The organism is Streptomyces roseus (assembly GCF_001044425.1).
Lineage (GTDB): Bacteria > Actinomycetota > Actinomycetes > Streptomycetales > Streptomycetaceae > Streptomyces > Streptomyces roseus.
This window is the reverse complement of sequence record NZ_LFML01000085.1, coordinates 126,916-149,985: the sequence shown is the minus strand read 5'-3', so window position 1 is coordinate 149,985 and position 23,070 is coordinate 126,916. Positions and strand designations below refer to the sequence as shown.

General features: G+C 72.9%; 22 protein-coding genes and 2 pseudogenes. 7 read left to right on the top strand and 17 right to left on the bottom strand.

All coding sequences use genetic code 11. The annotated features are described in order from the left end of the window. Positions 1-11: 11 nt before the first annotated feature. The 10 genes and pseudogenes from ACS04_RS21845 to ACS04_RS21800 form a co-directional block, all read right to left on the bottom strand. Complete coding sequence (locus tag ACS04_RS21845) at positions 12-947, bottom strand: glutamate ABC transporter substrate-binding protein (protein WP_048478382.1); 936 nt, start codon at positions 945-947, stop codon at positions 12-14. 11 nt (positions 948-958) lie between these two features. Then, entirely contained in the window at positions 959-1,702 is a 744-nt protein-coding gene (locus ACS04_RS21840; RefSeq protein WP_048478381.1) for an amino acid ABC transporter ATP-binding protein, read from the bottom strand. Positions 1,703-1,809: 107 nt separating this feature from the next. Continuing rightward, positions 1,810-2,250, bottom strand: a complete 441-nt coding sequence (locus ACS04_RS21835; protein ID WP_048478380.1) for a DUF6278 family protein — start codon at positions 2,248-2,250, stop codon at positions 1,810-1,812. 98 nt (positions 2,251-2,348) lie between these two features. Further along, the gene (locus ACS04_RS21830) at positions 2,349-3,134 is read right to left on the bottom strand and encodes an exodeoxyribonuclease III (protein WP_048478379.1); all 786 of its coding nucleotides are present in this window, start codon (positions 3,132-3,134) and stop codon (positions 2,349-2,351) included. A gap of 30 nt (positions 3,135-3,164) precedes the next feature. After that, a complete protein-coding gene (locus ACS04_RS21825) occupies positions 3,165-3,797 on the bottom strand; it encodes an MBL fold metallo-hydrolase (RefSeq protein ID WP_048478378.1) in 633 nt (210 codons plus the stop codon). A 78-nt stretch (positions 3,798-3,875) separates the two neighbouring features. Continuing rightward, the gene (locus ACS04_RS21820; RefSeq protein WP_048478377.1) at positions 3,876-4,463 is read right to left on the bottom strand and encodes a hypothetical protein; all 588 of its coding nucleotides are present in this window, start codon (positions 4,461-4,463) and stop codon (positions 3,876-3,878) included. Between the two features lie 119 nt (positions 4,464-4,582). Beyond that, positions 4,583-5,758, bottom strand: a pseudogene (locus ACS04_RS21815) (ROK family glucokinase); the annotation flags it as partial. 16 nt (positions 5,759-5,774) lie between these two features. After that, on the bottom strand, positions 5,775-6,653 hold the full coding sequence (locus ACS04_RS21810) for an ATP-binding cassette domain-containing protein (protein WP_048478376.1): 879 nt from the start codon (positions 6,651-6,653) through the stop codon (positions 5,775-5,777). Next, entirely contained in the window at positions 6,623-7,654 is a 1,032-nt protein-coding gene (locus tag ACS04_RS21805; protein ID WP_048478375.1) for an ABC transporter permease, read from the bottom strand. The genes ACS04_RS21810 and ACS04_RS21805 overlap by 31 nt, the downstream gene beginning before the upstream one ends. Then, positions 7,651-8,661: a sugar ABC transporter substrate-binding protein gene (locus ACS04_RS21800; RefSeq protein WP_078865102.1), complete on the bottom strand. Its 1,011-nt coding sequence runs from the start codon at positions 8,659-8,661 to the stop codon at positions 7,651-7,653. Before ACS04_RS21800 ends, ACS04_RS21805 begins: the two co-directional genes overlap by 4 nt. Before the next feature lie 208 nt (positions 8,662-8,869). Between ACS04_RS21800 and ACS04_RS40475 the strand changes: the two are divergent. Next, positions 8,870-9,211 (top strand): annotated as a pseudogene (locus ACS04_RS40475) (Gfo/Idh/MocA family oxidoreductase); the annotation flags it as partial. Positions 9,212-9,223: 12 nt separating this feature from the next. Then, positions 9,224-9,874 carry a Gfo/Idh/MocA family protein gene (locus ACS04_RS40470; RefSeq protein ID WP_425337832.1) on the top strand — a complete coding sequence of 217 codons (651 nt, stop codon included), beginning with the start codon at positions 9,224-9,226 and terminating at the stop codon, positions 9,872-9,874. Positions 9,875-9,922: 48 nt separating this feature from the next. Here ACS04_RS40470 and ACS04_RS21790 read toward each other — a convergent pair whose 3' ends face one another. Together ACS04_RS21790 and ACS04_RS21785 are read right to left on the bottom strand one after the other, a co-directional pair. Next, positions 9,923-11,113: a cytochrome P450 family protein gene (locus tag ACS04_RS21790; protein ID WP_048478372.1), complete on the bottom strand. Its 1,191-nt coding sequence runs from the start codon at positions 11,111-11,113 to the stop codon at positions 9,923-9,925. A 77-nt stretch (positions 11,114-11,190) separates the two neighbouring features. Continuing rightward, on the bottom strand, positions 11,191-11,811 hold the full coding sequence (locus tag ACS04_RS21785) for a dihydrofolate reductase family protein (protein ID WP_048478371.1): 621 nt from the start codon (positions 11,809-11,811) through the stop codon (positions 11,191-11,193). 224 nt (positions 11,812-12,035) lie between these two features. Between ACS04_RS21785 and ACS04_RS21780 the strand changes: the two genes are divergently transcribed. Next, positions 12,036-12,773 carry an SDR family oxidoreductase gene (locus tag ACS04_RS21780; protein WP_209441742.1) on the top strand — a complete coding sequence of 246 codons (738 nt, stop codon included), beginning with the start codon at positions 12,036-12,038 and terminating at the stop codon, positions 12,771-12,773. A gap of 143 nt (positions 12,774-12,916) precedes the next feature. Here ACS04_RS21780 and alc read toward each other — a convergent pair whose 3' ends face one another. Beyond that, positions 12,917-14,035, bottom strand: a complete 1,119-nt coding sequence (gene alc / locus ACS04_RS21775) for an allantoicase (RefSeq protein WP_048478369.1) — start codon at positions 14,033-14,035, stop codon at positions 12,917-12,919. A 3-nt stretch (positions 14,036-14,038) separates the two neighbouring features. Next, the gene (gene allB, locus ACS04_RS21770) at positions 14,039-15,379 is read right to left on the bottom strand and encodes an allantoinase AllB (protein ID WP_048478368.1); all 1,341 of its coding nucleotides are present in this window, start codon (positions 15,377-15,379) and stop codon (positions 14,039-14,041) included. A 328-nt stretch (positions 15,380-15,707) separates the two neighbouring features. On the opposite strand from allB, the gene ACS04_RS21765 reads away from it, so the two are divergent. Beyond that, positions 15,708-16,511, top strand: coding sequence for an IclR family transcriptional regulator (locus ACS04_RS21765; protein WP_048478367.1), 804 nt, complete (start codon positions 15,708-15,710; stop codon positions 16,509-16,511). Between the two features lie 84 nt (positions 16,512-16,595). Here ACS04_RS21765 and ACS04_RS21760 read toward each other — a convergent pair whose 3' ends face one another. Both ACS04_RS21760 and ACS04_RS21755 read right to left on the bottom strand, forming a co-directional pair. After that, positions 16,596-17,306 (bottom strand): ABC transporter ATP-binding protein, encoded by a 711-nt coding sequence (locus tag ACS04_RS21760; protein ID WP_048478366.1) that lies wholly within the window; start codon positions 17,304-17,306, stop codon positions 16,596-16,598. Further along, positions 17,303-18,418, bottom strand: a complete 1,116-nt coding sequence (locus tag ACS04_RS21755; protein WP_048478413.1) for an ABC transporter permease — start codon at positions 18,416-18,418, stop codon at positions 17,303-17,305. Before ACS04_RS21755 ends, ACS04_RS21760 begins: the two co-directional genes overlap by 4 nt. A 135-nt stretch (positions 18,419-18,553) precedes the next feature. Between ACS04_RS21755 and ACS04_RS21750 the strand changes: the two genes are divergently transcribed. Beyond that, positions 18,554-19,750, top strand: a complete 1,197-nt coding sequence (locus ACS04_RS21750) for a sensor histidine kinase (protein WP_048478365.1) — start codon at positions 18,554-18,556, stop codon at positions 19,748-19,750. Next, positions 19,750-20,379, top strand: coding sequence for a response regulator (locus tag ACS04_RS21745; protein WP_048478364.1), 630 nt, complete (start codon positions 19,750-19,752; stop codon positions 20,377-20,379). Before ACS04_RS21750 ends, ACS04_RS21745 begins: the two co-directional genes overlap by 1 nt. Before the next feature lie 39 nt (positions 20,380-20,418). On the opposite strand, the gene yczR is transcribed toward ACS04_RS21745, so the two are convergent. Then, the gene (yczR, locus tag ACS04_RS21740; RefSeq protein ID WP_048478363.1) at positions 20,419-21,906 is read right to left on the bottom strand and encodes a MocR-like transcription factor YczR; all 1,488 of its coding nucleotides are present in this window, start codon (positions 21,904-21,906) and stop codon (positions 20,419-20,421) included. 245 nt (positions 21,907-22,151) lie between these two features. Here yczR and ACS04_RS21735 point away from each other — a divergent pair, with 245 nt between their 5' ends. Beyond that, a complete protein-coding gene (locus ACS04_RS21735; RefSeq protein ID WP_048478362.1) occupies positions 22,152-22,766 on the top strand; it encodes a nucleotidyltransferase family protein in 615 nt (204 codons plus the stop codon). The last annotated feature ends 304 nt before the right edge of the window (positions 22,767-23,070 follow it).

Here is a 23,070-nt window from a genome sequence, read left to right as displayed (position 1 = left end):
TGGGCTTCCCCTCAGCTCGCCGGGTAGCGGTCGATGGCGGGCGGCTCGGGGGCGGGGACGCCGGACAGGCCGAGCGTGGCCTCGTACGCCTTCTTCCAATTGCCGTTCTTCTCCTGCTCCGCCAGGGCGTCGTCGAGGGCGAAGCGCAGGGCGCTGTCGCCGCGCGGGACGCCGATGCCGTAGGGCTCCTTGGAGAAGGGCCTGCCCACGACCTTCAGTTCCTCGGGGACCTTGGCCGCGTAGCCGAGGAGGATGGAGTCGTCGGTGGAGACGGCGTCGACCTGGTAGGTCAGCAGGTTGTCCACGCAGACCGAGTAGGTGTCGTACGCGACGAGGACCGCCTGCGGGTACTCGCGCTGGAGCCGCTGGTAGGGGGTGGAGCCGGCTGCGGAGCAGACCTTCTTGCCGGCCAGGTCCTCGGGCCCCTTGATGTCCTTCTCGTTCTTGCGGACGAGCAGCGACTGGCCGGCCATGAAGTAGGGGCCGGCGAAGCCGACCTGCTTCTTGCGGTTGTCGTTGATCGTGTAGGTGCCGACGTAGTAGTCGATCTGGCCGTTCTGGAGGGCGGTCTCGCGGTTGGCGGAGGCGATCGTCTTGAACTCGGTGGTCTTGGGGTCGAAGCCGAGCGAGGCCGCCATCATCTTGGCGATCTCGATGTCGAAACCGGAGTAGCGGCCGCTCGCCGGGTCCTTCTCGCCCAGGTACGGCTGGTCCTCCTTGACCCCCACCACCAGGTGGCCGCGGTTCCTGGCCCGCTCCCAGGTACGGGACTGCGGCAGCTGGAAGCCGGTGGCGACCTGGTAGACGGGCAGGTCCTCGGGCTGGGGGCCCTTGACCGGAGGGCTGCCCTCCTTGCCGCAGCCGGCGAGGAGGGCCAGCAGGGCGAGGAGCAGGAGCGGCAGGAGACGGAGGCGGGCACGCGGGGGCGCGCCGTGGTTGCGCTTCATCGGGCCGCCCCTCAGTGCTTGAGGATCTTGGAGAGGAAGTCCCTGGCCCGCTCGCTCTCCGGGGCGGTGAAGAACTCCTCCGGTGTGCGGTCCTCGACGATCCTGCCGTCGGCCATGAACACGACGCGGTTGGCGGCGGAGCGCGCGAAGCCCATCTCGTGGGTGACCACGACCATGGTCATGCCGTCGGCGGCGAGCTGGCGCATGACCTCCAGCACCTCGTTGATCATCTCCGGGTCGAGGGCGGAGGTGGGCTCGTCGAAGAGCAGCGCCTTGGGGTTCATCGCCAGGGCGCGGGCGATGGCGACGCGCTGCTGCTGCCCGCCGGAGAGCTGGGCGGGGTACTTCGGGGCCTGGTCGGCGAGGCCGACGCGGTCGAGCAGTTCCCGGGCGCGCTCGTCGGCCTCGTCCTTCTTGCGCTTCCTGACCTTCACCTGCGCGAGCGAGACGTTGTCGAGGACGGTCTTGTGCGCGAAGAGGTTGAAGGCCTGGAAGACCATCCCCACGTCGGCCCGGAGGGCCGCCAGCTCCTTGCCCTCGTCGGGCAGCGGCTTGCCGTCGAGCAGGATCGTGCCCGACTCGATGGTCTCCAGGCGGTTGATGGTCCGGCACAGGGTGGACTTCCCGGAGCCGGACGGGCCGATGATCACCACCACCTCCCCGCGGCCGACGGTGAGGTTGATGTCCTGGAGGACGTGCAGGGCCCCGTAGTGCTTGTTGACGTCCCGCAGCTCGATCAACGGATCGACGGCCATACGCTGCCCTGCCCACCTGTCGGAGTGTCGAGGTCAGCGCAAACTATCCAGCGGCGGAAGGGCACTTCCCCTCGACACGCCTAAAGGCGACATAAAGCTCACACAGGTCAGCCTTCGGAGGCCTCGGCGTACGCCTGGGAGAGCTCCGGAGAGCCGGTCATCGCCCAGGAGACCCCCGACTCCACCACGTTCAGTTCGCGGCCCGATGCCAGGCGGATCACCGGCTGGCCGTTGGGCCAGACCTGCCAAGCGGAGCCCAGCTTGGTGCGGATGATCACCGTGCCGAGGTAGAAGCCCGCGTCGTTGCCGAGCCAGGGCACCACCTCGGGGTCCCGGCGCCAGCGGGGCATCAGCTGGTCGAGCGCCTCCAACGAGGCCGGGCTCTCGTCGAGTTCCAGCCCGGCCGCACGCGCGTGGACGCGCAGCATCTCGCACTCCGAGAACAACTCGTTGACGCCCTCGGGGTCGTCCGCGAGGGCGGCGGCGAGCCCCGCACCCCGTTCCGTCGCGTGCCGGTTCAGCCAGTTGTCCAGGAAGGGGATGTTCATACCGACCAGCCTGGCACCAGGATCCCGCGCTGGCCACAGGGCGCGCGGGATCCGCCCGGCAGGGCCGGGCCCGCCCGTGTCCTGCGGACTGGGGCCCCTCAGGCGTCCAGCGCGAGGTCGACGACCACCGGGGCGTGGTCCGAGGCGCCCTTGCCCTTGCGCTCCTCGCGGTCGACGTAGGCATCGGTGACGGCCTTGGCGAAGGGCTCGTTCCCGTAGACCAGGTCGATGCGCATGCCCCGGTTCTTGGGGAAGGCGAGCTGGCGGTAGTCCCAGTACGTGTACGGCCGGTCGTACTTGAGGGGGCGCGGCACCACGTCGGAGAGCCCGGCGCCCCGCAGCGCCTCCAGGGCGGCGCGCTCGGCCGGGGTCACGTGGGTCAGGCCCGCGAAGACCGCCGGGTCGTACACGTCCTCGTCGGTCGGGGCCACGTTGAAGTCGCCGAGCACCGCGAACGGGCGCGGGCCGGCCGCGTCTTCGGCGACGGCGGTGGTCAGCGCGCGGAACCAGTCCAGCTTGTAGCCGTAGTGGTCGTGCTCGACCTCCCGGCCGTTCGGCACGTACACCGACCACAGGCGGACCCCGCCGCAGGTGGCGGAGATCGCCCGGGGCTCCTCGACCCCCTCGTAGGCGGGGCCGCCGGGCAGTCCCTTGACCACGTCCTCCAGGCCGACCTTGGAGATCAGCGCCACGCCGTTCCACCTGCCGGTGGCATTGACGGCCGACTCGTAGCCCAGCTCGCGCAGCTGCTCGTGCGGGAACTGCGCCTCGGAGCACTTGGTCTCCTGGACGCACACGACATCGGTGCCGGAGCTCTCCAGCCAGGCCAGCAGGCGGGGCAGCCGGGCGGTGATCGAGTTGACGTTGAACGTGGCGATACGCATGCCGTCCAACCTACCGCCCGCCGCCGACAGTCACAGCTGAGCGGCTTCCCCGGCGGCGAGGCGCCCGTGGTCGGTGCCGCCCAGGGCTGCGAGGGCGCCGTCGTAGACCGGCCGCGCGATGTCCGAGAGGTAGGCGTCGTGGATGTCGATGGCCCGGCGCGGCTTGACCTCGCGCAGGTAGTCGATCACCTCGGCGACCTTGTTCCAGGGCGCGTGCACCGGAAGCATCAGGGTGTCGACGGCCACCTCGGGCACGGTCAGCGCGTCCCCCGGGTGGAAGAGGGAACCCTCCACGAGGTAGCCGACATTGGTGACCCGCGGGATGTCCGGGTGGATCACGGCGTGCAGTTCGCCGTGGACCTGGACCTCGAAGCCGGCCGCGCTGAAGGCGTCCCCGTGGCCGACGGTGTGCACCCGGCCCGGATAGGCGGGGGCGAGCCGCTCGGCGACGCTGCGCAGCGTCCAGAGCGCGGCCGCCGGGTTGGCGTCGAGCGCGGCGCGCAGCCGGCCCTCGTCGAAGTGGTCGGGGTGTTCGTGGGTCACGAGCAGGGCGTCCGCCCCGAGCCCCGCGTCGGGCTCGCTGAAGGCGCCCGGGTCGATGACGAGCACGCGCCCGTCCTTCTCCAGTTGGACACAGGAGTGCAGCCGCTTGGTGAGCTTCATGGCAGCAGGTTAGGGGGTGGGGGTGTCTCGTGGATCAGGGCCCGGCCGGGCCCTGATCCACGAGACACCCCCGGGCACCTACGGGGTCGCGGTGGACACCACGTAGACCCTCGGTTTGGCCGGGTCGGTGAGGTCGACCGTGACGTCCCGGGTGGGGCGCGGGTTCGGCTGCTCCAGGGTGGTGCCGTACCAGGCGTTCTGCGGGCCCCAGCTCCAGCCCGCGATGGCGGCGTCGTGCGGGCTGATGGAGACCTCGCGGGCCAGTTCGGCCCGGCTGGTGCCGAGGTCGGCGAGGAAGGAGTCCAGGTCGGCGGGGGTGACCGCGAACTGCACGTACAGCCGGCTGGTGCGCCAGTTGTTGGTCTCCAGGAACCCGACCCGCCAGGCCTTCGGCGGGATCGGCACCTCGTAGATGCTGCGCTGCACCTTGGAGGGCCAGCCGGGGCGCACCTTGGTCGCCCCGACCTTGGAGGCCTTGTCGCGGCCGCTCTCGCGGCTCTGCTGGGCGGAGACGGCGAGGTAGCCCGCGGGCACGCCGACCAGCAGCAGGATGATGATCGCGGTGATCCAGCGGCGCCGGACGACGTGCCCCCGGTCCTCCGGCGGGGTCGGGGCGCCGCCCTCGTCGGGGGCGGGCGCCTGGCGGGGCACGGAGGGCGGGGTCACCGCGGGCCCCCGTCCTCGGGCTCGTCGGGTCGCGTGCCGGGGGCCCCGGCGGACCCGGCTCCCGCGGCCCCGGCGTCCGCGGCCTCGAGCTCGGCGGCCTCCGCCGGCCCGGCCCCGGCGTCCGCGGCCTTGAGGTCCGCGGCCTTGCGCTCCGCGGAGGCCGGGGAGTCGATCAGGCCCCACTGCGCGTAGCGCTCGTACCGCTCCACGCGCCGGCGCGTGGCGCGGCGGAAGCGGCGGGCGACGAGGCGGGCCAGGTCGGCGGCGCCGACCATGCCGGCCTCGGGGCCCAGCTCGGCCTTGGCGATCCGGGCCTCGGGGCGGTAGCCGCGGCCGGTGAGGTGGCGCCGGAAGGCGTCCCGCGCGGGGCCGATCAGCAGGTCGTCGGCGGCGCTGACGCCTCCGCCGATGACGAAGCAGGAGGGGTCGAGGGCGGCGGCGAGGTTGGCGATGCCGACGCCGAGCCACTGGCCGATGTCCTGGAGGAGCTCGACGCACATGGCGTCGCCCTCGCGGGCCAGCTCGGTGATGAGCGGCCCGGTGATCTCCGCGACGTTGCCGCCGACCTTGGCGATGATGTTGTACGCGACCGGCGAGTCGGCGGCGGCGAGCTCGCGGGCCTCGCGGACCAGCGCGTTTCCGGAGCTGTACTGCTCCCAGCAGCCGCGGTTGCCGCACGGGCACCGGTGGCCGCCGGGCACGACCTGCATGTGGCCGAACTCGCCGGCGACCCCGAAGCGGCCGCGCTTGACCTGGCCGCCTTCGAGGATCGCGCCGCCGATGCCGGTGCCGAGCGTGATCATGACGAGGTGGTCCTCGCCGCGCCCGGCGCCGAAGCGCCACTCCGCCCAGGCGGCGGTGTTGGCGTCGTTGTCCACCATGACCGGGACCGCGAGCCGGGACTGGAGCGCGTCGCGCAGCGGCTCGTCGCGCCAGGCCAGGTGGGGTGCGAAGAGCACCCGGGAGCGGTCGGCGTCGACCCAGCCGGCCGCGCCGATGCCCACGGCGTGGACGTCGTGCCGGTCGGACAGGTCGAGCACCAGCTCGACGATGGTGTCCTCGACGACCTTGGGGCTCTTGGACTTGTCGGGGGTCTCGGTGCGGATCTTCTCCAGGATGACCCCGTCGGCGTCCACGACGCCGGCCATCACCTTGGTGCCGCCGATGTCGATGCCGACGGTCGGGACGCGCGGGGCGGTCAGGTGCGACCGGCGCTCACGGGTCCCGATGGTCCGCAGGACGGTGCCTCGCGCCGACCCCCGGTGGGTGAGCGCAAAGTCCCGGTACGTGCTCATCGAGTCGTGTCGTCCCTCAGGGTGCGGTGGTGCCGGATGCGGTGTCTGCTGTTCCGGACGGGCGGTCCGGTCCCGATTCTGCCACCCGCTCCAGTTCGTGGCTCAGCTCGTCCAGCTCCGAGCCGCCCGCCATCTGCCGGGTCAGCTCGTCCAGGGTGATCGAGTCACGGGTGTGGCTGCCCGCCATCGTGCCGCGCTTGAGCAGCACGAAGCGGTCGCCGACCAGGTGGGCGTGGTGCGGGTTGTGGGTGATCAGGACCACCCCGAGGCCGGCGTCACGGGCCGCGGCGACGTACTTGAGCACCACGCCGGACTGCTTGACGCCGAGGGCGGCGGTCGGCTCGTCGAGGACGAGGACCTTGGCCCCGAAGTGGACGGCGCGGGCGATGGCGACGCACTGCCGCTCGCCGCCCGAGAGGGTGCCGATCGGCTGGTCGACGTCGCGCAGGTCGATGCCCATGCGCAGCAGCTCGGCGCGGGTGGTCTCCCGCATGAGCTCCACGTCGAGGCGGCGGAAGGGGCCGCGCCCCTTGGTGGGCTCGGAGCCGAGGAAGAAGTTCCGCCAGACGGGCATGAGCGGGACGACGGCCAGGTCCTGGTAGACCGTGGCGATGCCGTGGTCGAGGGCGGCGCGCGGGTTGGCGAGCACGGTCTCCTCGCCCTCGATCTCGAAGCTGCCGGCGTCGTGCCGGTGCAGGCCGGCGATGATCTTGATGAGGGTGGATTTGCCGGCGCCGTTGTCGCCGAGGACACAGGTGATCTCGCCGGCGGAGACCTCCAGGGAGACCCCTTGGAGCGCGCGGATGTTGCCGTAGAACTTGCTGACGTCGGTCAGCTTCACGAGCGCGGGCGTGTCGGTCACGGTCACTTCGCCTCCGCCCGCTTGCGGACCCATGCGTTGAGGAGCGTCGCGAGCAGCAGCATCGCGCCGAGGAAGAACTTGAACCAGTCCGGGTTCCACTGGGCGTACACGATGCCGTTGCTGGTCATGCCGAAGATGAAGGCGCCGACGGCCGAGCCGATCGCGGATCCGTAGCCGCCGGTCATCAGGCAGCCGCCGATGACGGCCGCGATGATGTACAGGAACTCGTTGCCGACGCCCTCGCCCGACTGGACCACGTCGAACGAGAAGAGGATGTGCTGGCCGGAGATCCAGGCGCACAGGGCGACGCCCATGTACAGGCCGATCCGGGTCTTGACGACGGGGACACCGGTCGCGCGGGCCGCGTCCGCCCCGCCGCCGACCGCGAAGATCCAGTTGCCGGCGCGGGTGCGCAGCAGGATCCAGGTGGCGACGGCGACCAGGGCCAGCCACCACAGGATGGTGACCTTGAGGGTGACCGAGCCGACGTTCCACTGCGAGGCGAAGAGCGCGCGGGCGGAGGAGAAGCCCTCCATGTCGGCGATGGTCTTGGTCGAGACGGAGCCGCTGATCAGCTTGGTGAAGCCGAGGTTCAGGCCCGTCAGCATCAGGAAGGTGCCGAGCGTGATGATGAAGCTCGGCAGCTTGGTACGGGTGAGCATGAAGCCGTTGAAGAAGCCGATGGCCAGGGTGACCAGCAGGGACACCCCGACGCCCACCCACACGTTGGCGGTCATCTGGTAGCTGAACATCGAGCTGAGCAGCGCCGAGGTGGTCACCATGACGCCGGCGGACAGGTCGAACTCGCCGCCGATCATCAGCAGGGCCACGGGTACGGCCATGATCCCGATGGTGGAGGCCGAGTAGAGGATCGTGCTGAGGCTGGAGGCCTGCAGGAAGCTGGGCGCCGCGAAGGAGAAGAAGACGAAGACGGCGGCCGCGCCGACGACCGCGCCGAGCTCGGGGCGGCCGAGCAGCCTGCGGAACAGGGAGGTGGGGGCGAGCCGTTCGTCGACGGCGCCGGCCGTGCTCATCGGCTCCCCCGCTTGATGTACTCCTCCAGCTTGGCGGCCTCGTCGGCCGTCACGATCTGCGGGCCGGTGAGCACCGGGCGGCCGCCGCCGAGCACGTCCGCGTTGTAGCGGTACAGCCAGAGCAGGTCGATCGCCTCGTAGCCCTGGAGGTAGGGCTGCTGGTCGACGGCGAAGCCGAGGGCGCCGGACTTGAGGTCGCGGGCGACGGACGCGTTGAGGTCGAAGGTGTCGACCTCGGCCTTGCTGCCCGCCGCGTCCTTCGCCTTGATCGCCGTCGGGGCGAAGGGGGCGCCGAGGGTGACGATCGCGTCGACGGACGGGTCGGCCTGGAGCTTCGCCTGGATCGCGGCCTGGACGGAGGGCATGTTGGTGCCCTCGACGTACAGGTTCTCCATCGTTCCGCCGAAGGTCTTCTTGGCGCCGGCGCAGCGCTGCTCGTGGCCCACGTTGCCCTGCTCGTGCAGGACGCAGACGGCCTTCTTCCTGCCGCGCTTGGTCAGCTCGCCGCCGACCGCCTCGCCGGCGATCTGCTCGTCCTGGCCGATGTGAGTGAGGGCGCCGTACTCGGCCGACTGGGCGGATCCGGAGTTGACGGTGATCACGGGGATGCCGGCCTTGACCGCCTTGCCGATGACGTCCTTGAGCGCCTCGGGCTTGGCCAGGCTCACCACGATCCCGTCGACCTTCTGGTCGATGGCGTTCTGCACGAACTGGGCCTGCTGCTGTGCCTGGTCGTCGTGGGCGTAGACGAAGTTGATGTTGTCCTTCGCCGCGGCCTCCTTGGCGCCCTTCTGGACGATGTCCCAGAAGGTGTCGCCGTCGCCGGCGTGCGTGACCATCGCGAAAGTCCAGCGCGGGGTGGACACCGCGGGCCGGCCCGCCTGGGCCGCCTTCGCCCGGTCCTCGGCGCGCTTGCCGCCCGTGCTGCTGCAGCCCACGAGGGAGGCTCCCAGTACCGCCGCGAGCACGGCGCCCACGACGCGTACCCCTGTCCGAACCCTAGCCACGTCTGCGTGCCCTTCCCTCGTCCTGTTGTCCGCCGCCGTCTGCGGGCTGCCGCCGCCAAAGCGGTCATTACGGTTCCAGCCGCTCAGTATCCGCCACAGTGGACCATGTGCCGCCATCGGGGCCTTCGAGCCGATCCGGGCCAACCGAGCCATCAAAGGCCTCTGCGGACAGATTGACAGCCACCGGTGACAGGGTCACGTTGATTGCATGCGCATCGGGGTGATCGGAACGGGCCGGATCGGCTCCTTCCACGCGGCCGCACTCGCCCGCCACCGGGACGCGGGCTCGCTGCTGCTCGCCGACGCCGATCCCGCGCGGGCCGCACGCCTCGCCGACCGGCTGGGGGCGACCGCGGCACCCTCCGTGGAACAGGTCTTCACCTGGGGCGTGGACGCCGTGGTCGTGGCCTGTGCCACCGACGGGCACGCCGGGCTGGTCCTGCGGGCCGTCCGCGGCGGGCTGCCGGTCTTCTGCGAGAAGCCCCTGGCCACCGACCTCGCCCGGACGCTCGCAGTACTGCGCGAGGTGGCCGCCGCCGACGGGGTGCTCCAGCTGGGCTTCATGCGCCGCTTCGACGCGGGCTGCCGCACCGCGCGGGAGCTGGTGCGCTCCGGCGCCCTGGGCCGGCTGCACAGCGTACGGACGATGACCGCCGACCCGGCCCCGCCGCCCGCCGCGTACCTGGCGACGTCCGGGGGCCTGTACCGGGACTGCCTGGTGCACGACTTCGACATGGTTCGCTGGGTGACCGGCCACGAGGTGACCGAGGTGTACGCGACCGGCTCGGCCGCGGGTCCGCCCGTCTTCCGGGAGCTCGGCGACGTGGACACCGCCGTGGCGGTCCTCACCCTGGACGACGGAACCCTGGCCACCTGCGCGGGCACCCGGTGCAACGGCGCCGGCTACGACGTGCGGATGGAGCTGGCCGGGGAGCTCGACCAGGTCTCCTCCGGGCTGGACGACCGTACGCCGATCGCCTCGACCGAACCGCACGGGCCGCCCCCGGCGGGCAAGCCCTGGACGGGCTTCCTGGAGCGCTTCGGTCCCGCGTACGAGGCGGAGCTGGCCGCCTTCGTCCGGCTGGTGCGCGGCGAGGGACCCAACCCGTGCGACGGCCGGGAGGCGCTGGCCGCGCTGCGGATCGCGGAGGCGTGCGAGGTGTCGCGGCGGGAGCGGCGCCCGGTCCGCATGACAGAGCTGCCGGACCTGTAGGGGCGCCGGGGACCGCGGCGGGGGTGGCGGGCGACCGGGCACGGGCCGCTACCAGCGCACCGGGAGCCGGGTCACGCCCCGGATCAGGCTCCCGCCGAAGTGGTCCGGCGGACCCCCGGCCGGGTCCTCGGCCAGGTCCGGGAAGCGCTCCAGCAGCCCGCGGAGCGCGATGCGCCCCTCCATGCGGGCGAGCGGGGCGCCGATGCAGAAGTGCATTCCGTGGCCGAAGGCGAGGTGCCCCTGCGGTGCGCGCCGGATGTCGAACGTGTCCGGGGTGCCGAAGCGCTCGGGGTCGCGGTCGGCGCCGGCCAGCGAGACGAGGACGGTGGCTCCGGCGGGGATGGTGGTGCCGCCGAGCTCCATGTCCTCGCGGGCGTAGCGGTAGGTGGCGTTCTGCACCGGGCCGTCGTAGCGGAGCATCTCCTCGACGGCTCCGTCGAGGAGGCCGTCCCAGTCCGCGCGCAGGGCGGCCAGTTGGTCCGGGTGGGCCAGCAGGGCGCGCGTGCCGTTGGAGATGAGGTTGGCGGTGGTCTCGTGGCCGGCGACCAGCAGCAGGAAGGCCATCCCGATCAGCTCTCCGGAGGAGAGCGCGTCGCCGTCCTCGTCCCGGGTCCGGATCAGCGCGCTCAGCAGGTCCTCGCCCGGCTCCTCGGCCTTGGCGCCGACGAGCTCGGCGAGGTACTCGCCGAGCTTCTGGTGCGCGGTGGTGTTCGGGGTGGCGGAGGTGGGGGCGACGACTTCCTTGGACCAGTACCCGAAGCGCTCGCGGTCCAGGTGGGGGACGCCCAGGAGTTCGCAGATCACGGTCATCGGGAGCGGGAAGGCGAGGGCCTTGACCAGGTCGGCGGTGCGCTGCGGGCGCGCGGCCATCGCGTCGAGCAGGTCGTCGGTGGTCCGCTGGACGCGGGGCCGCATGGCCTCGATGCGTCGGGCGGTGAACTCGCGGGCGACCAGGCGGCGCAGCCGGGTGTGCTGCGGCGGGTCCGACTCCAGCATGTTGCGGTTCGCCTCGGTGACGGCGATGCCCGGCAGGATCTCACCGCTGCTCCAGTCCTTCGCCAGAGCGGGGTGGCCGAGGGCCCGGCGGGCCTCGTCGTAGCCGACGACCAGGAAGGTGGGCGTGTACTCGGCGGTGACCTCCACGCGGTGCACCGGCCCCTTCGCGCGCAACCGGGCGTAGAAGGAGTAGGGGTCCGTGTGGAAGTCCGCGTCGTTCGCGCTGATGTCCGGTAAGGGCATGCGGTCACACTAATGTGACCGCTCAGTACGGGGCCCGGCGATTTCCGGTCACTCGTCGGCGCTCTCCGGCCGCCGGATCAGCCGAAGGTGGCGAAGGTCGCCCGGCCGGTCGGGCGGTAGGTGAGGATGACGGCGCCGTTCGGCGTCGTGCGCGAGGCGACCAGTTCGTAGGCCGTGGGCAGTCCGCCGGTCGGGAACAGCCGCCGCCCGGCGCCCAGGAAGACGGGGTACACCTCCAGGTTCAGCTCGTCCACGAGGTCCCGCACGAGCAGCCACTGGGCCAACTGCCCGCTGCCGTGCACCTGGAGCTCCCGGTGCTCCTCCAGCCCGTCCTTGATCCGGACGATCTCGCTCTGGAGCTGCTCCCCGTCGATGACGGTGGTACCCGGCCAGGACGGGTTCCTGAGCGTGGTCGAGGCCACGTACTTCGGCAGGCCGTTCAGCCGGCTCGCGATCGGGTCGGTGGGATCGGTCCGCTTCGGCCAGTAGTCGGCGAAGATCTCGTACGTCCGGCGCCCGAGCAGGAAGGCCCCGGCGCGGTCGAACAGTTCGGTGGTGAACGCGCCCACGCCCTCGTCGTGGAACGGGGTCAGCCAGCCGCCGTACCGGAACCCGCCGGCGGAGTCCTCCTCCGGCCCGCCGGGGGCCTGCATCACGCCGTCGAGGGTCACGAAGGTGGTCAGGGTCAGCTTGCCCATGGATCTGCGCTCCTTGCGTCCGGTGCCGTGCGCACGGGTCGTGCCCGTACGGGCTCTCCCCGTACGGGCTCTCCCCGTACGGCTTCAGACTCCCGGCCGCCCCCGGACTCATCGGCGCGGCGCGCACGAACGCGAGGTCCGATTCCCGCCAGCGCCCGCGCCCCTCCCCCTCTTTCATTGAACCCGCAACGAGTTTTCGGGCAGTGGGAACGAGGGAGAAGACCATGGGCAGCAACGGCGCGGTGGCACTGGTGACCGGTGGCAGCCGGGGCATCGGGGCGGCCACCGCCCTGCGGCTGGCGCAGGACGGCGCCGACGTGGCGCTCACGTACGTCAACGGCGAGCGGGACGCGGCCGAGGTCGTCGGCGGGATCGAGGCGCTCGGCCGGCGCGCCCTGGCCGTACGGGCCGACGTGGGCGACCCGGCGCAGGCCGTCGCCGCGGTGGAGGAGACCGTACGGGGCCTGGGGCGGATCACCGCACTCGTCAACAACGCGGGAATCGGCGTACTCGGACCCCTGGACGCCCTGGCCCTGGCAGATGTGGACCGGGTGCTGGCGGTCAACGTGCGAGGGGTGTTCCTGACCACCCAGGCCGCGGCCTCCCGGATGGGCTCCGGCGGCCGGATCGTCACGATCGGCAGCTGTATGACCGCTCGGGTCCCGGGTCCCGGGGGAACCCTGTACGCGATGAGCAAGGCCGCGCTGACCGGCCTGAACAAGGCGCTCGCGCGGGAGCTCGGCGAGCGGGGCATCACCGCGAACCTGGTGCACCCGGGCCCGGTGGACACCGACATGAACCCGGCGGACGGGCCGTACGCCGCCGCGCAGAGCGCGATGACGGCCCTCGGGCGCTTCGGCACCGCGCGGGAGGTGGCCGCCCTGGTGTCCTTCCTCGCGGGACCGGACGCCGCCTATGTGACGGGCGCCGAGTTCGCGGTGGACGGCGGCCACGCGGCGTGAGGCGGCCCGGGCGCGGGCGTGAGGCCGGCCCGCGCGCGGGGTGCTGGGGATGTACGCAGGGGGCGCGCCGCCGTCGCGGTGCGCCCCCTGCGGCCGTGCGGGCCCCGGGGGTGTCGGCCCCCGGGGCAGTCACGGGGACGGCGTCAGCCGCCCAGCTCCTGGTTGCGGGCGGTCAGCGCGGCCGCGCCGGCCTCCGTCAGCGAGCCGTACAGGCGCAGGCGGGAGAAGCCGCCGTCCGGGAAGATGTCGATCCGCACGTGGGTGCCGACCGCCGGGGCGTCCAGTACGAAGCGGTGGTTGGTGTCGGGCTGCAGGCGGGTGCGCGGCAGGAACTCCGTCCACTCGCCCTCCTCGCCCGTCCTGACGGACAGCGAGGCCCAGCCGGCCGAGTTGCCCTTGAGGTAGGCCGTGTCGATCTCGACGGCGCGGATCTCGGACTCGGCCACCAGCTGGTAGCGGATCCAGTCGTTGCCGTTGTCGCGGCGGCGGGCGGTCTCCCAGCCGTCGTCCATCTTGCGGGAGCGGCCCGGGTTGATGGTGTTGGTGGGCGGGGAGTAGAAGCGGTTGGAGGCGTCCTGGACGGAGCCGCCGTTCTCCAGCGCGACCACGTCGAAGGAGCCGAGGGCCGAGAGCCACTTCGGGTCGGGCAGGACCTCGCCGTAGACGCGCAGGCGGGCGATGCCGCCGTCGGGGTGCTGGTTGACGCGCAGGTGCGTGAAGCGCTGCTCGGCGGTGACCTCGAAGCCGTTGGCCGCGTGGCCGCCGACCGGGGTGCGCGCGACGATGGTCGTCCACTTGACCGCGTCGCCCTGGAGCTCCTCCGGGGTCGGCGCGAGGGCGCCCTCCCAGTTGGTGGCCTCCACGGAGACGGCCTGCGGCATGTTGCCGCGGAAGTGGGCGGTGTCCACGACGATGCCGCGGATGACGCCGGGGGCGCCCAGGCGTACGAGGGCCCAGTCGTGGTCCTCGGGCGTCGGCCAGGGCTGGGTGGCCGAGACGCCGCGCCGGCGGCGGGTCTCCCAGCCGTCCATGACCTTGCCCTTGTGGCCGAAGTCCTCCGGGTCGAAGTGCGCGGCCTCGGAGATCAGCAGGTTCTCGCGCTGGGCGAAGAACTCGTCGTTGGCGGCGATGACACCGGCGCCCAGCTCCCGGGCGGCGAGGTTCGCGTACTGGGTGAACGGGAAGTCCGCGGTGCGGTAGTCCGCGTACGGGTCGCCGCCTCCGTACGGGTTCGCGTTGCCGGTGAAGGATTCAATCGCCACTGGTCAGTTCTGCCTTTCGAGGAGGAGGCCCGTGGGCTCGGTCGGGATGCCGTGGTCGGCGATCTGCCTGCCGCGCAGCCAGGTGGACTTGACGACGCCGTGCAGGGTCTTGCCCGCGTACGCCGTCACCTGGTTGCGGTGGTGCAGTTCGGCCGGGACCACAGTGAACGTTTCTTCAGGGGCGAGGACGGCGAAGTCGGCGTCGCGGCCGGCCTCGATGGCCCCCTTGTGGGCGAGACCCGCGAGCTGCGCCGGGGCCGCCGACATCCAGCGGACCACGTCCTCCAGCGTCCGGCCGCGGCGGCGCGCCTCGGTCCAGATCGCCGGCAGGCCCAGCTGGAGGGAGGAGATGCCGCCCCACGCGGTGGAGAAGTCGCTCGTCTTCAGGTCCGCGGTGGACGGCGAGTGGTCGGAGACGATGCAGTCGATGGTGCCGTCGGCGAGCGCGTCCCACAGGAGGTCCTGGTTGGCGGCCTCGCGGATGGGCGGACAGCACTTGAACTCGCTCGCGCCGTCGGGCACTTCCTCGGCCGTGAGGGTGAGGTAGTGCGGGCAGGACTCGACGGTGATGCGGACGCCCTCGGCCTTGGCCGCGGCGATCAGCGGCAGGGCGTCTGAGGACGACAGGTGCAGGACGTGCACGCGGGCGTCCAGCCGCCTGGCCTGGGCGATCAGGTTGCCGATGGCGGTGTTCTCGGCGTCGCGCGGCCGGGAGGCGAGGAAGTCGGCGTACTTGGGGCCCGGGACGACGGGGGCCGCGTCCAGGTGGTGCGGGTCCTCGGCGTGCACGATCATCAGGCCGCCGAAGCCGGTGATCTCGGCGAGGGAGGTGGCCAGCTGCTCCTGGTCGAGCTCGGGGAACTCGTCCACGCCGGAGGGCGACAGGAAGCACTTGAAGCCGTAGACCCCGGCGTCGTGCAGGGGCGCCAGGTCCTTGACGTTGTCCGGCAGGGCGCCGCCCCAGAAGCCGACGTCCACGTGCGCCTTGGCGCGGGCGACCTCCTGCTTGACGCGGAGGTTGTCGACCGTGGTGGTCGGCGGCAGGGAGTTCAGCGGCATGTCGAGGATGGTGGTGACGCCCCCGGCCGCGGCGGCGCGGGTGGCCGTCCAGAAGCCCTCCCACTCGGTGCGGCCCGGGTCGTTCACGTGCACGTGGGTGTCGACCAGGCCGGGGAGCAGGACGTCGTCGCCGAAGTCCTCCAGCCGGGCGCCGGCCGGCACCTCGGCGTCGTGCGGCAGTACGGCGACGATCTTCCCGGCGGCGACGGCGACCGAAGCGGCGCGCGTCCCCCCGGGGGTGATGACGCGAGTCGAGCGCAGTACCAGTTCCACGTCGTCGGACACGCCGGAACCTCCCCATCTACTTCCACAGAGCGAAATTCAACGTTCTGTTGACGGAGTCTCGCCGCCGAGCCGGGGCCAGTCAAGAGCCGCCGGACGGAGCACCGACACACCTGTGCCGCAATTGGATGTTTCCACAAGATGGAATTAGGATTTCACTATCCAGAATGTAGCTACCACCACCGGGGGCGGACGGGTAACTTCCCGAGGAGGTCCGCGACCCGGACAAACCCCATCTGACCGGCGGGGACGGCCTCGCCCCGGCTCTAGGGCCGACGCCGACCGACCGGTAGGCTGCTTCCTTGCCTGCCAGCACCGAAAGGACCGCGCCGTGCCGACGTCCAGCGCCAGCACCACCGACGCTTCCGCGAAGCCCACCGCCGCCAGCGGTGGCGTTCAGTCCCTTGAGCGCGCCTTCGATCTGCTTGAACGCATGGCCGACGCCGGGGGCGAGGTCGGCCTCAGTGAGCTCTCCACCGCCAGCGGTCTGCCGCTGCCCACCATCCACCGCCTCATGCGCACCCTGGTGGCATGCGGCTACGTGCGGCAGCAGCCCAACCGACGGTACTCCCTCGGCCCCCGCCTGATCCGCCTCGGCGAGTCCGCGTCGCGCCTGCTGGGGACCTGGGCGCGCCCCTACCTGGCCCGGCTGGTCGAGGAGACCGGCGAGACGGCCAACATGGCCCTGCTCGACGGGGACGAGATCGTCTACGTCGCCCAGGTGCCCTCCAAGCACTCCATGCGCATGTTCACCGAGGTCGGCCGCCGGGTGCTGCCGCACTCCACCGGCGTGGGCAAGGCGCTGCTCGCGTACACGCCCGCCGACGAGGTCCGGGCGCTGCTGGCGCGCACCGGGATGCCGGCCGCGACCGAGAAGACCATCACCACTCCGGAGGGCTTCCTGGAGGCCCTGGAGCACGTGCGCAAGTCCGGCTACGCGGTCGACGACAACGAGCAGGAGATAGGGGTCCGCTGCCTGGCCGTGTCGGTGCCGAACTCGCCGACCGCCGCCGCGATCTCCATCTCGGGACCGGCGGGCCGGGTGACCGAGGCCGTGGCCGAGTCCTTCGTGCCGATCCTGCAGAACGTCGCGGCCGAGCTGTCGGTGGCGCTGCAGAGCCAGAACCCCGCGTAGGTTCCGGCCGCGAGCCCGTCCGTACGAAGGCCCCGGCCCCCGCAGACACGCGGGGGCCGGGGCCTTCGCCGTACGTACGGGCGCTCAGGCGGCCGGGACCGCCCCGGACCCCGCACCCTCCCGGGCCGGCTCCGTCAGGCGGCCGTCGGTCATCGTGGCCGTCCGGTCCATCCGCTCCAGGTGGGCGTGGTCGTGGGTGACCAGCACGGTGGCCGTGGAGCGCTCGCGCGTCAGGGTGACCAGCAGGTCGAGGACGGCCGCCCCCCGCTCGTGGTCCAGGGCGCTCGTGGGCTCGTCGACCAGCAGCACGGCCGGCTCGTTCATCAGCGCGCGGGCGATGTTGACGCGCTGGCGCTGGCCACCGGAGAGCTGGTGGGGCCGTTTCCCGGCCTTGTCGGCCAGCCCGACCGCGTCCAGCAGCTCCAGTGCCCGGCGGCGCAGCGTCCGCGCGGGGCGGCCCGACAGGTGGGCCATCACCTGGAGCTGCTCGGCGGCGGTGAGCGAGGCCAGCAGGTTCGGCTGCTGGAAGACGATGCCGATCTTCTCCCGGCGCAGGGCCGACTTCTCGGCCGCGCTCAGCCGGGCCGTGTCCTGGCCGGCCACCACCACCTGCCCGGAGTCCGGGGTGACCAGGGTGGCGGCGACGGCCAGCAGGCTGGACTTGCCGGAACCGGAGGGCCCGATCACCGCGGTCAGCGTGCCCGCCGGCACCTCCAGGCGGACCCGGTCGAGGGCGGTGAGCCGGCTCTCACCGTCCGGGTAGGTGAGCGTGACGTCGTGCACGAGCAGGGTCATCGGGCGCTCCCGAGGGCGGTCAGGGGGTCGACGGCGGTGATCCGCCGGATGGACAGGGCCGCGCCCAGCGCGCCGAGCGCGATCATGATCGCGGCGGGCGCCAGGACGGTCGCGGTGCCGAGGACGAAGGGCACGTCGCCCCCGCTGATCAGCGCGCCGAACCCGGCGGCGATCGCCGTACCGAGCCCGGTGCCGATCGCGAGCATGACCACGGCCTGGCCGAGGGCGTCCTTGAGGAGGTACGGGGTGGAGGCTCCGAGGGCCTTCAGCACGGCGATGTCACCGCTGCGCTGGATCGTCCAGACGGTGAAGAAGGCCCCTATGACCAGGGCGGAGATGGCGAAGAGGAAGCCGCGCATGAGCTGGAGCGAGCCGTTCTCCGCCTGGTAGGACCCTATGGCGCCGAGCGCCTCGTCGATCGTCTGCGCCTTCGTACCGGCCGCCCGGTCGCCGGCGGCGAGGTCCACCGCCGCGGTGGTGTCGAGCGCGATCACGGTGGCGAGGGTGTCGCCGGAGGTGCCGGAGGTGCCGGAGGTGCCGGGGGTGCCGGAGGTGCCGATGCGCTGCCAGTCGCCGAGGTCCATCCAGACGACCGGGGTGTGGCTGTAGGCGGCGGTGCCGGAGACTGCGGCCACGGTCAGCTCCAGCGGGCCGATCCTCAGCTTGCCGCCGGCGCCCGGACCGCCGAGCTCCTTCGCCGCCTTCTCGGTGAGGACCACCCGCCCCGGGGCGAGGCCGGCGCCGCGCGGCGGGAGGGGGCCGGCCGGGTCGACGCCGAAGACGGAGACCGCGGCGGTGCGGGCGCCGGCCGAGGCGTTGGTGGTGCGGATGCCGAGCGGCTCCGCCGACTTCACACCGGGCTGCGCACGCCAGGCCCGCCAGGCCCGCTCCGGCACCTGGGAGTTGGTGAAGGACACCTTCTGCTCCCCGGCGGGCGCGGCGAAGGCGAGGTGGCCGGCGGGCAGTCCGGTGACGGCCGAGACGTTCTCCCGGGCCAGGCCGGCGGTGAGCCCGGACAGCAGGCCGACCAGCAGCGTGATCAGCAGTACGACCGAGCCCATGAGGGCGAAGCGGCCCTTGGCGAACCGTAGATCTCTCCATGCGACGAACATGAGCTCCACCCTGGTCTCCGGCGCGGCCGCCCGGCATCGCGCCACGGTGGCGATCCTGGTATCGAAGGACGCATCCGGACATCAAACTTTCGATTGACCGGCGGCCGCGGGCCCGCCTTTACGCTGGTCGGGCCCATGGCTGATCCGCACTCCCCCGCTCCCCGCCCCCTGACGCCCGTGACGCGCGTCCTGCGCCTGTGCCTGCACGGGCTGCTGTTCGCGCTGCTTGCGCTGGCCGCCGGGCGGGCCGTCACCGATTCCGCGCCGCGCGCCGGGTGGGTGGTCGCCGCCTGCGCGGCGCTGGCCGCCGTGTACGCGGCGGGCGTGCTGGCCCCCGCCGTGCGCCGCTCGCCCCGGGCGGCGGCCGTATGGCTGTCCGGGCTGGGCGCGGCCTGGGCGGCGCTGCTGGTGGTCTCCCCCGACGGGCTGTGGATCGCGTTCCCGCTGTACTTCCTGGAGCTGCACCTGCTGCGGCTGCGCTGGGGGATCGCGGCCGTCGCGGTGACCGCGTGCGCGGCGATCGGCGGCTTCGTGGCGCACGCGCCGGGCGGCGCGCTCTCGCCGGGGGCGTTCCTCGGACCGCTGCTCGGCGGGGCCGTGGCGGTGGCGACCGTACTGGGCTACCAGGCGCTGTACCGCGAGAGCGAACGCCGCCGCGAGCTGATCGAGGAGCTCATCGCCACCCGCGCCGAGCTGGCCGCGGCCGAGCGCGACGCCGGGATCCTGGCGGAACGGGAACGTCTGGCCCGGGAGATCCACGACACCCTGGCCCAGGGGCTCTCCTCGATCCAGCTCCTGCTCCGCGCGGCGGAGCGATCCCTTCCGCAGGACGCCCCGGCCCTGGACCACATCGGCCGGGCCCGGCAGGCGGCGCAGGACAACCTCGCCGAGGCGCGTCGATTCGTACGGGCCCTCACCCCGCCCGATCTGGAGCACGGCTCCCTCGCCGCCGCGCTGGAGCGGCTGTGCGCGGCCGCGCCCGGGCCGCGGGTCCGGTTCTGCCTGAGCGGCGCGCCCCGGGTCCTGCCCACCCCGTACGAGGTCGCCCTCCTGCGCATCGCGCAGTCGGCGCTGGCCAATGTGGTGCGCCACGCCCGCGCGGGCCGCGCCGAGATCACCCTGACCTTCATGGACGCCTCGGTGACGCTGGACGTCGTCGACGACGGCACCGGCTTCGACCCCTCCTCGGCTCCTTCCGGGGAGGGCGGGTTCGGGCTGCCGGCCATGCGCTCGCGGGCCGAGACACTCGGCGGCCTGTTCACGGTCGAGTCCTCCCCCGGCCAGGGCACCGCCGTGGCCGTCACCCTGCCGCTGCCCCTGGAGGCCTCCTGATGACGATCCGCCTGCTGCTGGCCGACGACCACCCGGTGGTCCGCGCCGGGCTGCGCGCGGTGCTGGACACCGAGCCGGACTTCGCGGTGGTCGCGGAGGCCGCCACCGCCGAGCGGGCGGTGGAACTGGCCGCCTCCGAGCCGGTGGACGTGGTCCTGATGGACCTCCAGTTCGGTACGGGCATGCACGGATCGGCGGCGACGGCGGCGATCACGGCCCGCCCCGGGGCGCCCCGGGTCCTGGTCCTGACCACGTACGACACGGACGCGGACATCCTGGCGGCGGTCGAGGCGGGCGCGTCGGGCTACCTGCTCAAGGACGCCCCGCCGGAGGAGCTGGCGGCGGCGGTCCGCACGGCGGCGGCCGGCCAGTCGGCGCTGGCCCCGGCGGTGGCCCTGCGTCTGATGGACCGCATGCGCACACCGGCGGAGGCGCTGACGAAGCGGGAGCTGGAGGTGCTCCAGCTGGTCGCGGACGGCCTGTCGAACCAGCAGATCTCGAAGAAGCTCTTCCTGAGCCAGGCCACGGTCAAGTCCCACCTGGTGCACGTCTACGCGAAGCTGGGCGTGGACTCCCGCACCGCGGCGGTGGCCGCGGCCACCTCCCGCCGCCTGATCCGCACGCCCTGAGCCGTCTCTTCCGGATCTTGCCTGAGCCGCCTGCCGCCCTCAGGCCACCCAGTGCGGCCGGTCCACCGCGGGAGCCAGCGGGACTCCGTCGTGGAAGGCGGCCGCGAGGCGGCGTACGGCCTCCTCCAGGCGGTCCGGGGGCAGCGTGTACGGAATCCGCAGCCGGTGCTCGAACGTGCCGGGATCGACCCCGAACCGCGCCCCGCGCCCGATGTGCACGCCGCAGGCCCCGGCCCGCTCCGCCAGCGCCGAGCTCACCGGCTCCCCCAGGTCCACCCACAGCGACAGGCCGCCCGGGGCGCGTACCCACGACCACTGCGGAACGTGCCGCTCCAGCGCGGCGACCAGCGCCTCCCGCTGCCCCCGCAACCGGGCGAGCCGTGCCGGCAGCGTCCGCTCCAGCCCCTCCAGCAGCGGCTGCGCCACGAGCTGGTCCAGGACCGAGCCGGTCATGTCCGCGGCCACCTTCACCGCCGCCAGCTCCGTGATCACCTTGGCGGTGGCCCGGACCCACCCCACCCGCAGCCCGCCCCAGTGCGTCTTGCTGAGCGAGCCGATCGTCACCACGTGCTCGGCCCCGCCCGGCGGCGCCAGCGAGGCCAGCGGGGCCGGCGCGGGGAGGTCCAGGGCGATGTCGGCGATGGTCTCGTCGACCACCAGCCACGTCCCGGTCCGGCGCGTCGCGGCCAAGAGCCTCAGCCGCTGCTCCCGCGGCATCAGCAGGCCCGTCGGATTGTGGAAGTCCGGGATCACGTACGCCAGTCTCGGCACGGTCTGGCGCAGCGTGGACTCGGCGATCTCCATGTCCCACCCCGCGTCGGACACGGCGATCGAGCCGGTGCGCAGCCGCGCGTGCCGCAGGGCGTCGAGGGCGTTCGCGTACGTCGGGCTCTCGGTCACCACCCGGTCCCCCGGCCCGCACAGCAGGCTCACGACCAACGAGAACGCCTGCTGGGCGCCGGCCGTGACCAGGATCTGCTCGGGGCGGGTCGCGAGGCCCCGCCGGGTGAACCGCTCGGCGATGGCGCTGCGCAGGTCGGGCAGGCCGAAGGGGCGGTAGCCGGGGCTGCGGGCGAGCGCGGGCAGCCGGGCAGCGGCCCAGGCGAGGGCCTCGGTGAGGCTGTCCTCGGGGGCGCCGAGGGCGGCGATGGCCAGGTCGATCCCGCGATCGCCGTCGGCGAGGTGGCTGCCTCTGACGACCGGCAGGTGCGCGCCGACCGGGCCGTGGCCCTCGGGGAGCTCGGTCCAGGTGCCGGAGCCGCGCCGGCTGCGGACGTAGCCGCTCTCGCGCAGCAGGTCGTACGCCCCGGTGACGGTGGCCCTGCTGGCGCCGAGCGCCTCGGCGAGCTCGCGCTCGGCGGGCAGCCGTACGTGCAGGGCGATGCGGCCGTCGAGGATCAGCGTCCGCACGGCGTCGGCGAGGGAGCGGTAGCCGGGGCGGGCCAGGACCCCGGAGGGCAGCAGGGCGGCGAGCTGGCGACTGCCGATGGTCCTGTCCGCCGTGTGGACGATTCGCCCGTTTGCCATGCCAACCTCCCCTGATTGGCCCTGCCGGCCAGGCCAATAGAGGGACCAGAATCGCGGTATTGGCCCCCGATTGGCAAGGAGACGGCCATGTCCACCTTTCTGACCGACCGTGACGAGCGCGCCTTGGCGGCCGCCGCCGAGAACCGGATCTCCGAGCCGCTGCGCCTCGGGCCCGCCCTGGCCGCCGTACGACGCCTTCTGGGGCGCCGCCCGCGCACCGCACGGCAGGGGCGAGAATCACTGACATGCCACCCACCACGCACTCAGCCCCGAGCCCGGTGATCGCGGGCCTCCTCCTCGCGGCGGGCGGCGGCCGCCGCCTGGGGGGCCGCCCCAAGGCCCTGCTCCCGTACCGCGGCCGCCCGCTGGTCGAGAACGCCGTACGGGTGCTGCGCGAGGCGGGCTGCGGGCCGGTCCACGTGGTGCTCGGCGCCGCCGCGGCCGAGGTCCGCGAGCGGGCGGACCTGAGCGGCTGCGTGGTGGTCGACAACCCCGACTGGGCGCAGGGCATGGGCTCGTCCCTGCGCGTCGGCCTCGCCTCGCTCGCCGGTACGGGCGCCGGCGCGGCCCTCGTCTCGCTGGTGGACCAGCCGGGCATCGGGCCGGCGGCCGTGGCCCGGGTCCGGGAGGCGTACCGCTCCCCCGCGAGCCTGGTGGCGGCGGCGTACGGCGGGGAGCGCGGGCATCCGGTGCTCTTCGGCGCGGACCGCTGGGCGGACATCGCGGCGACGGCGACCGGCGACAAGGGCGCGCGGGTGCACCTGACGGATCACGCGGACGAGCTCACGCTGGTGGAATGCGGGGACATCGCGGAGGCCTTCGACATCGACACCCCGCCCGACCTGGCACGACTGGCCTGAGCGGCGGTCCGGCGACGGTTGAGCGGGCAGTGACGAAGGTGGCACTGAGGGCCACCGGGATCCCGAGTGTGTCGACTCAGAGAATCTCGACATCAACAAACCATTGAACTTCCACCATAAGGAAATTACTATCCACTGGTCAGAAGCGCCCTGAACCCCCAGACGGCGCCCGCGACCGTATCCCGGAACTCTCCACACCCGGCGGCACTGCGTGCCGCCCTGCGCGAGCATTCCCCGCGGCCGCCAGGCACCGCCGCTGAAGGAGTGACAGATATGTCCGCACCAGCGCCGTCATCGCTGGCCA

Excerpts from the sequence above, each read along its gene's own strand:
- ACS04_RS21845 (WP_048478382.1), bottom strand. The coding sequence starts at position 947 with ATGAAGCGCAACCACGGCGCGCCCCCGCGTGCCCGCCTCCGTCTCCTG.
- ACS04_RS21840 (WP_048478381.1), bottom strand. The coding sequence starts at position 1,702 with ATGGCCGTCGATCCGTTGATCGAGCTGCGGGACGTCAACAAGCACTAC.
- ACS04_RS21835 (WP_048478380.1), bottom strand. The coding sequence starts at position 2,250 with ATGAACATCCCCTTCCTGGACAACTGGCTGAACCGGCACGCGACGGAA.
- ACS04_RS21830 (WP_048478379.1), bottom strand. The coding sequence starts at position 3,134 with ATGCGTATCGCCACGTTCAACGTCAACTCGATCACCGCCCGGCTGCCC.
- ACS04_RS21825 (WP_048478378.1), bottom strand. The coding sequence starts at position 3,797 with ATGAAGCTCACCAAGCGGCTGCACTCCTGTGTCCAACTGGAGAAGGAC.
- ACS04_RS21810 (WP_048478376.1), bottom strand. The coding sequence starts at position 6,653 with ATGGGTCCGCAAGCGGGCGGAGGCGAAGTGACCGTGACCGACACGCCC.
- ACS04_RS21805 (WP_048478375.1), bottom strand. The coding sequence starts at position 7,654 with ATGAGCACGGCCGGCGCCGTCGACGAACGGCTCGCCCCCACCTCCCTG.
- ACS04_RS40470 (WP_425337832.1), top strand. The coding sequence starts at position 9,224 with ATGCGCCGCTTCGACGCGGGCTGCCGCACCGCGCGGGAGCTGGTGCGC.
- ACS04_RS21790 (WP_048478372.1), bottom strand. The coding sequence starts at position 11,113 with ATGCCCTTACCGGACATCAGCGCGAACGACGCGGACTTCCACACGGAC.
- ACS04_RS21785 (WP_048478371.1), bottom strand. The coding sequence starts at position 11,811 with ATGGGCAAGCTGACCCTGACCACCTTCGTGACCCTCGACGGCGTGATG.
- ACS04_RS21780 (WP_209441742.1), top strand. The coding sequence starts at position 12,036 with ATGGGCAGCAACGGCGCGGTGGCACTGGTGACCGGTGGCAGCCGGGGC.
- ACS04_RS21760 (WP_048478366.1), bottom strand. The coding sequence starts at position 17,306 with ATGACCCTGCTCGTGCACGACGTCACGCTCACCTACCCGGACGGTGAG.
- ACS04_RS21755 (WP_048478413.1), bottom strand. The coding sequence starts at position 18,418 with ATGTTCGTCGCATGGAGAGATCTACGGTTCGCCAAGGGCCGCTTCGCC.
- ACS04_RS21750 (WP_048478365.1), top strand. The coding sequence starts at position 18,554 with ATGGCTGATCCGCACTCCCCCGCTCCCCGCCCCCTGACGCCCGTGACG.
- ACS04_RS21745 (WP_048478364.1), top strand. The coding sequence starts at position 19,750 with ATGACGATCCGCCTGCTGCTGGCCGACGACCACCCGGTGGTCCGCGCC.
- yczR (WP_048478363.1), bottom strand. The coding sequence starts at position 21,906 with ATGGCAAACGGGCGAATCGTCCACACGGCGGACAGGACCATCGGCAGT.
- ACS04_RS21735 (WP_048478362.1), top strand. The coding sequence starts at position 22,152 with ATGCCACCCACCACGCACTCAGCCCCGAGCCCGGTGATCGCGGGCCTC.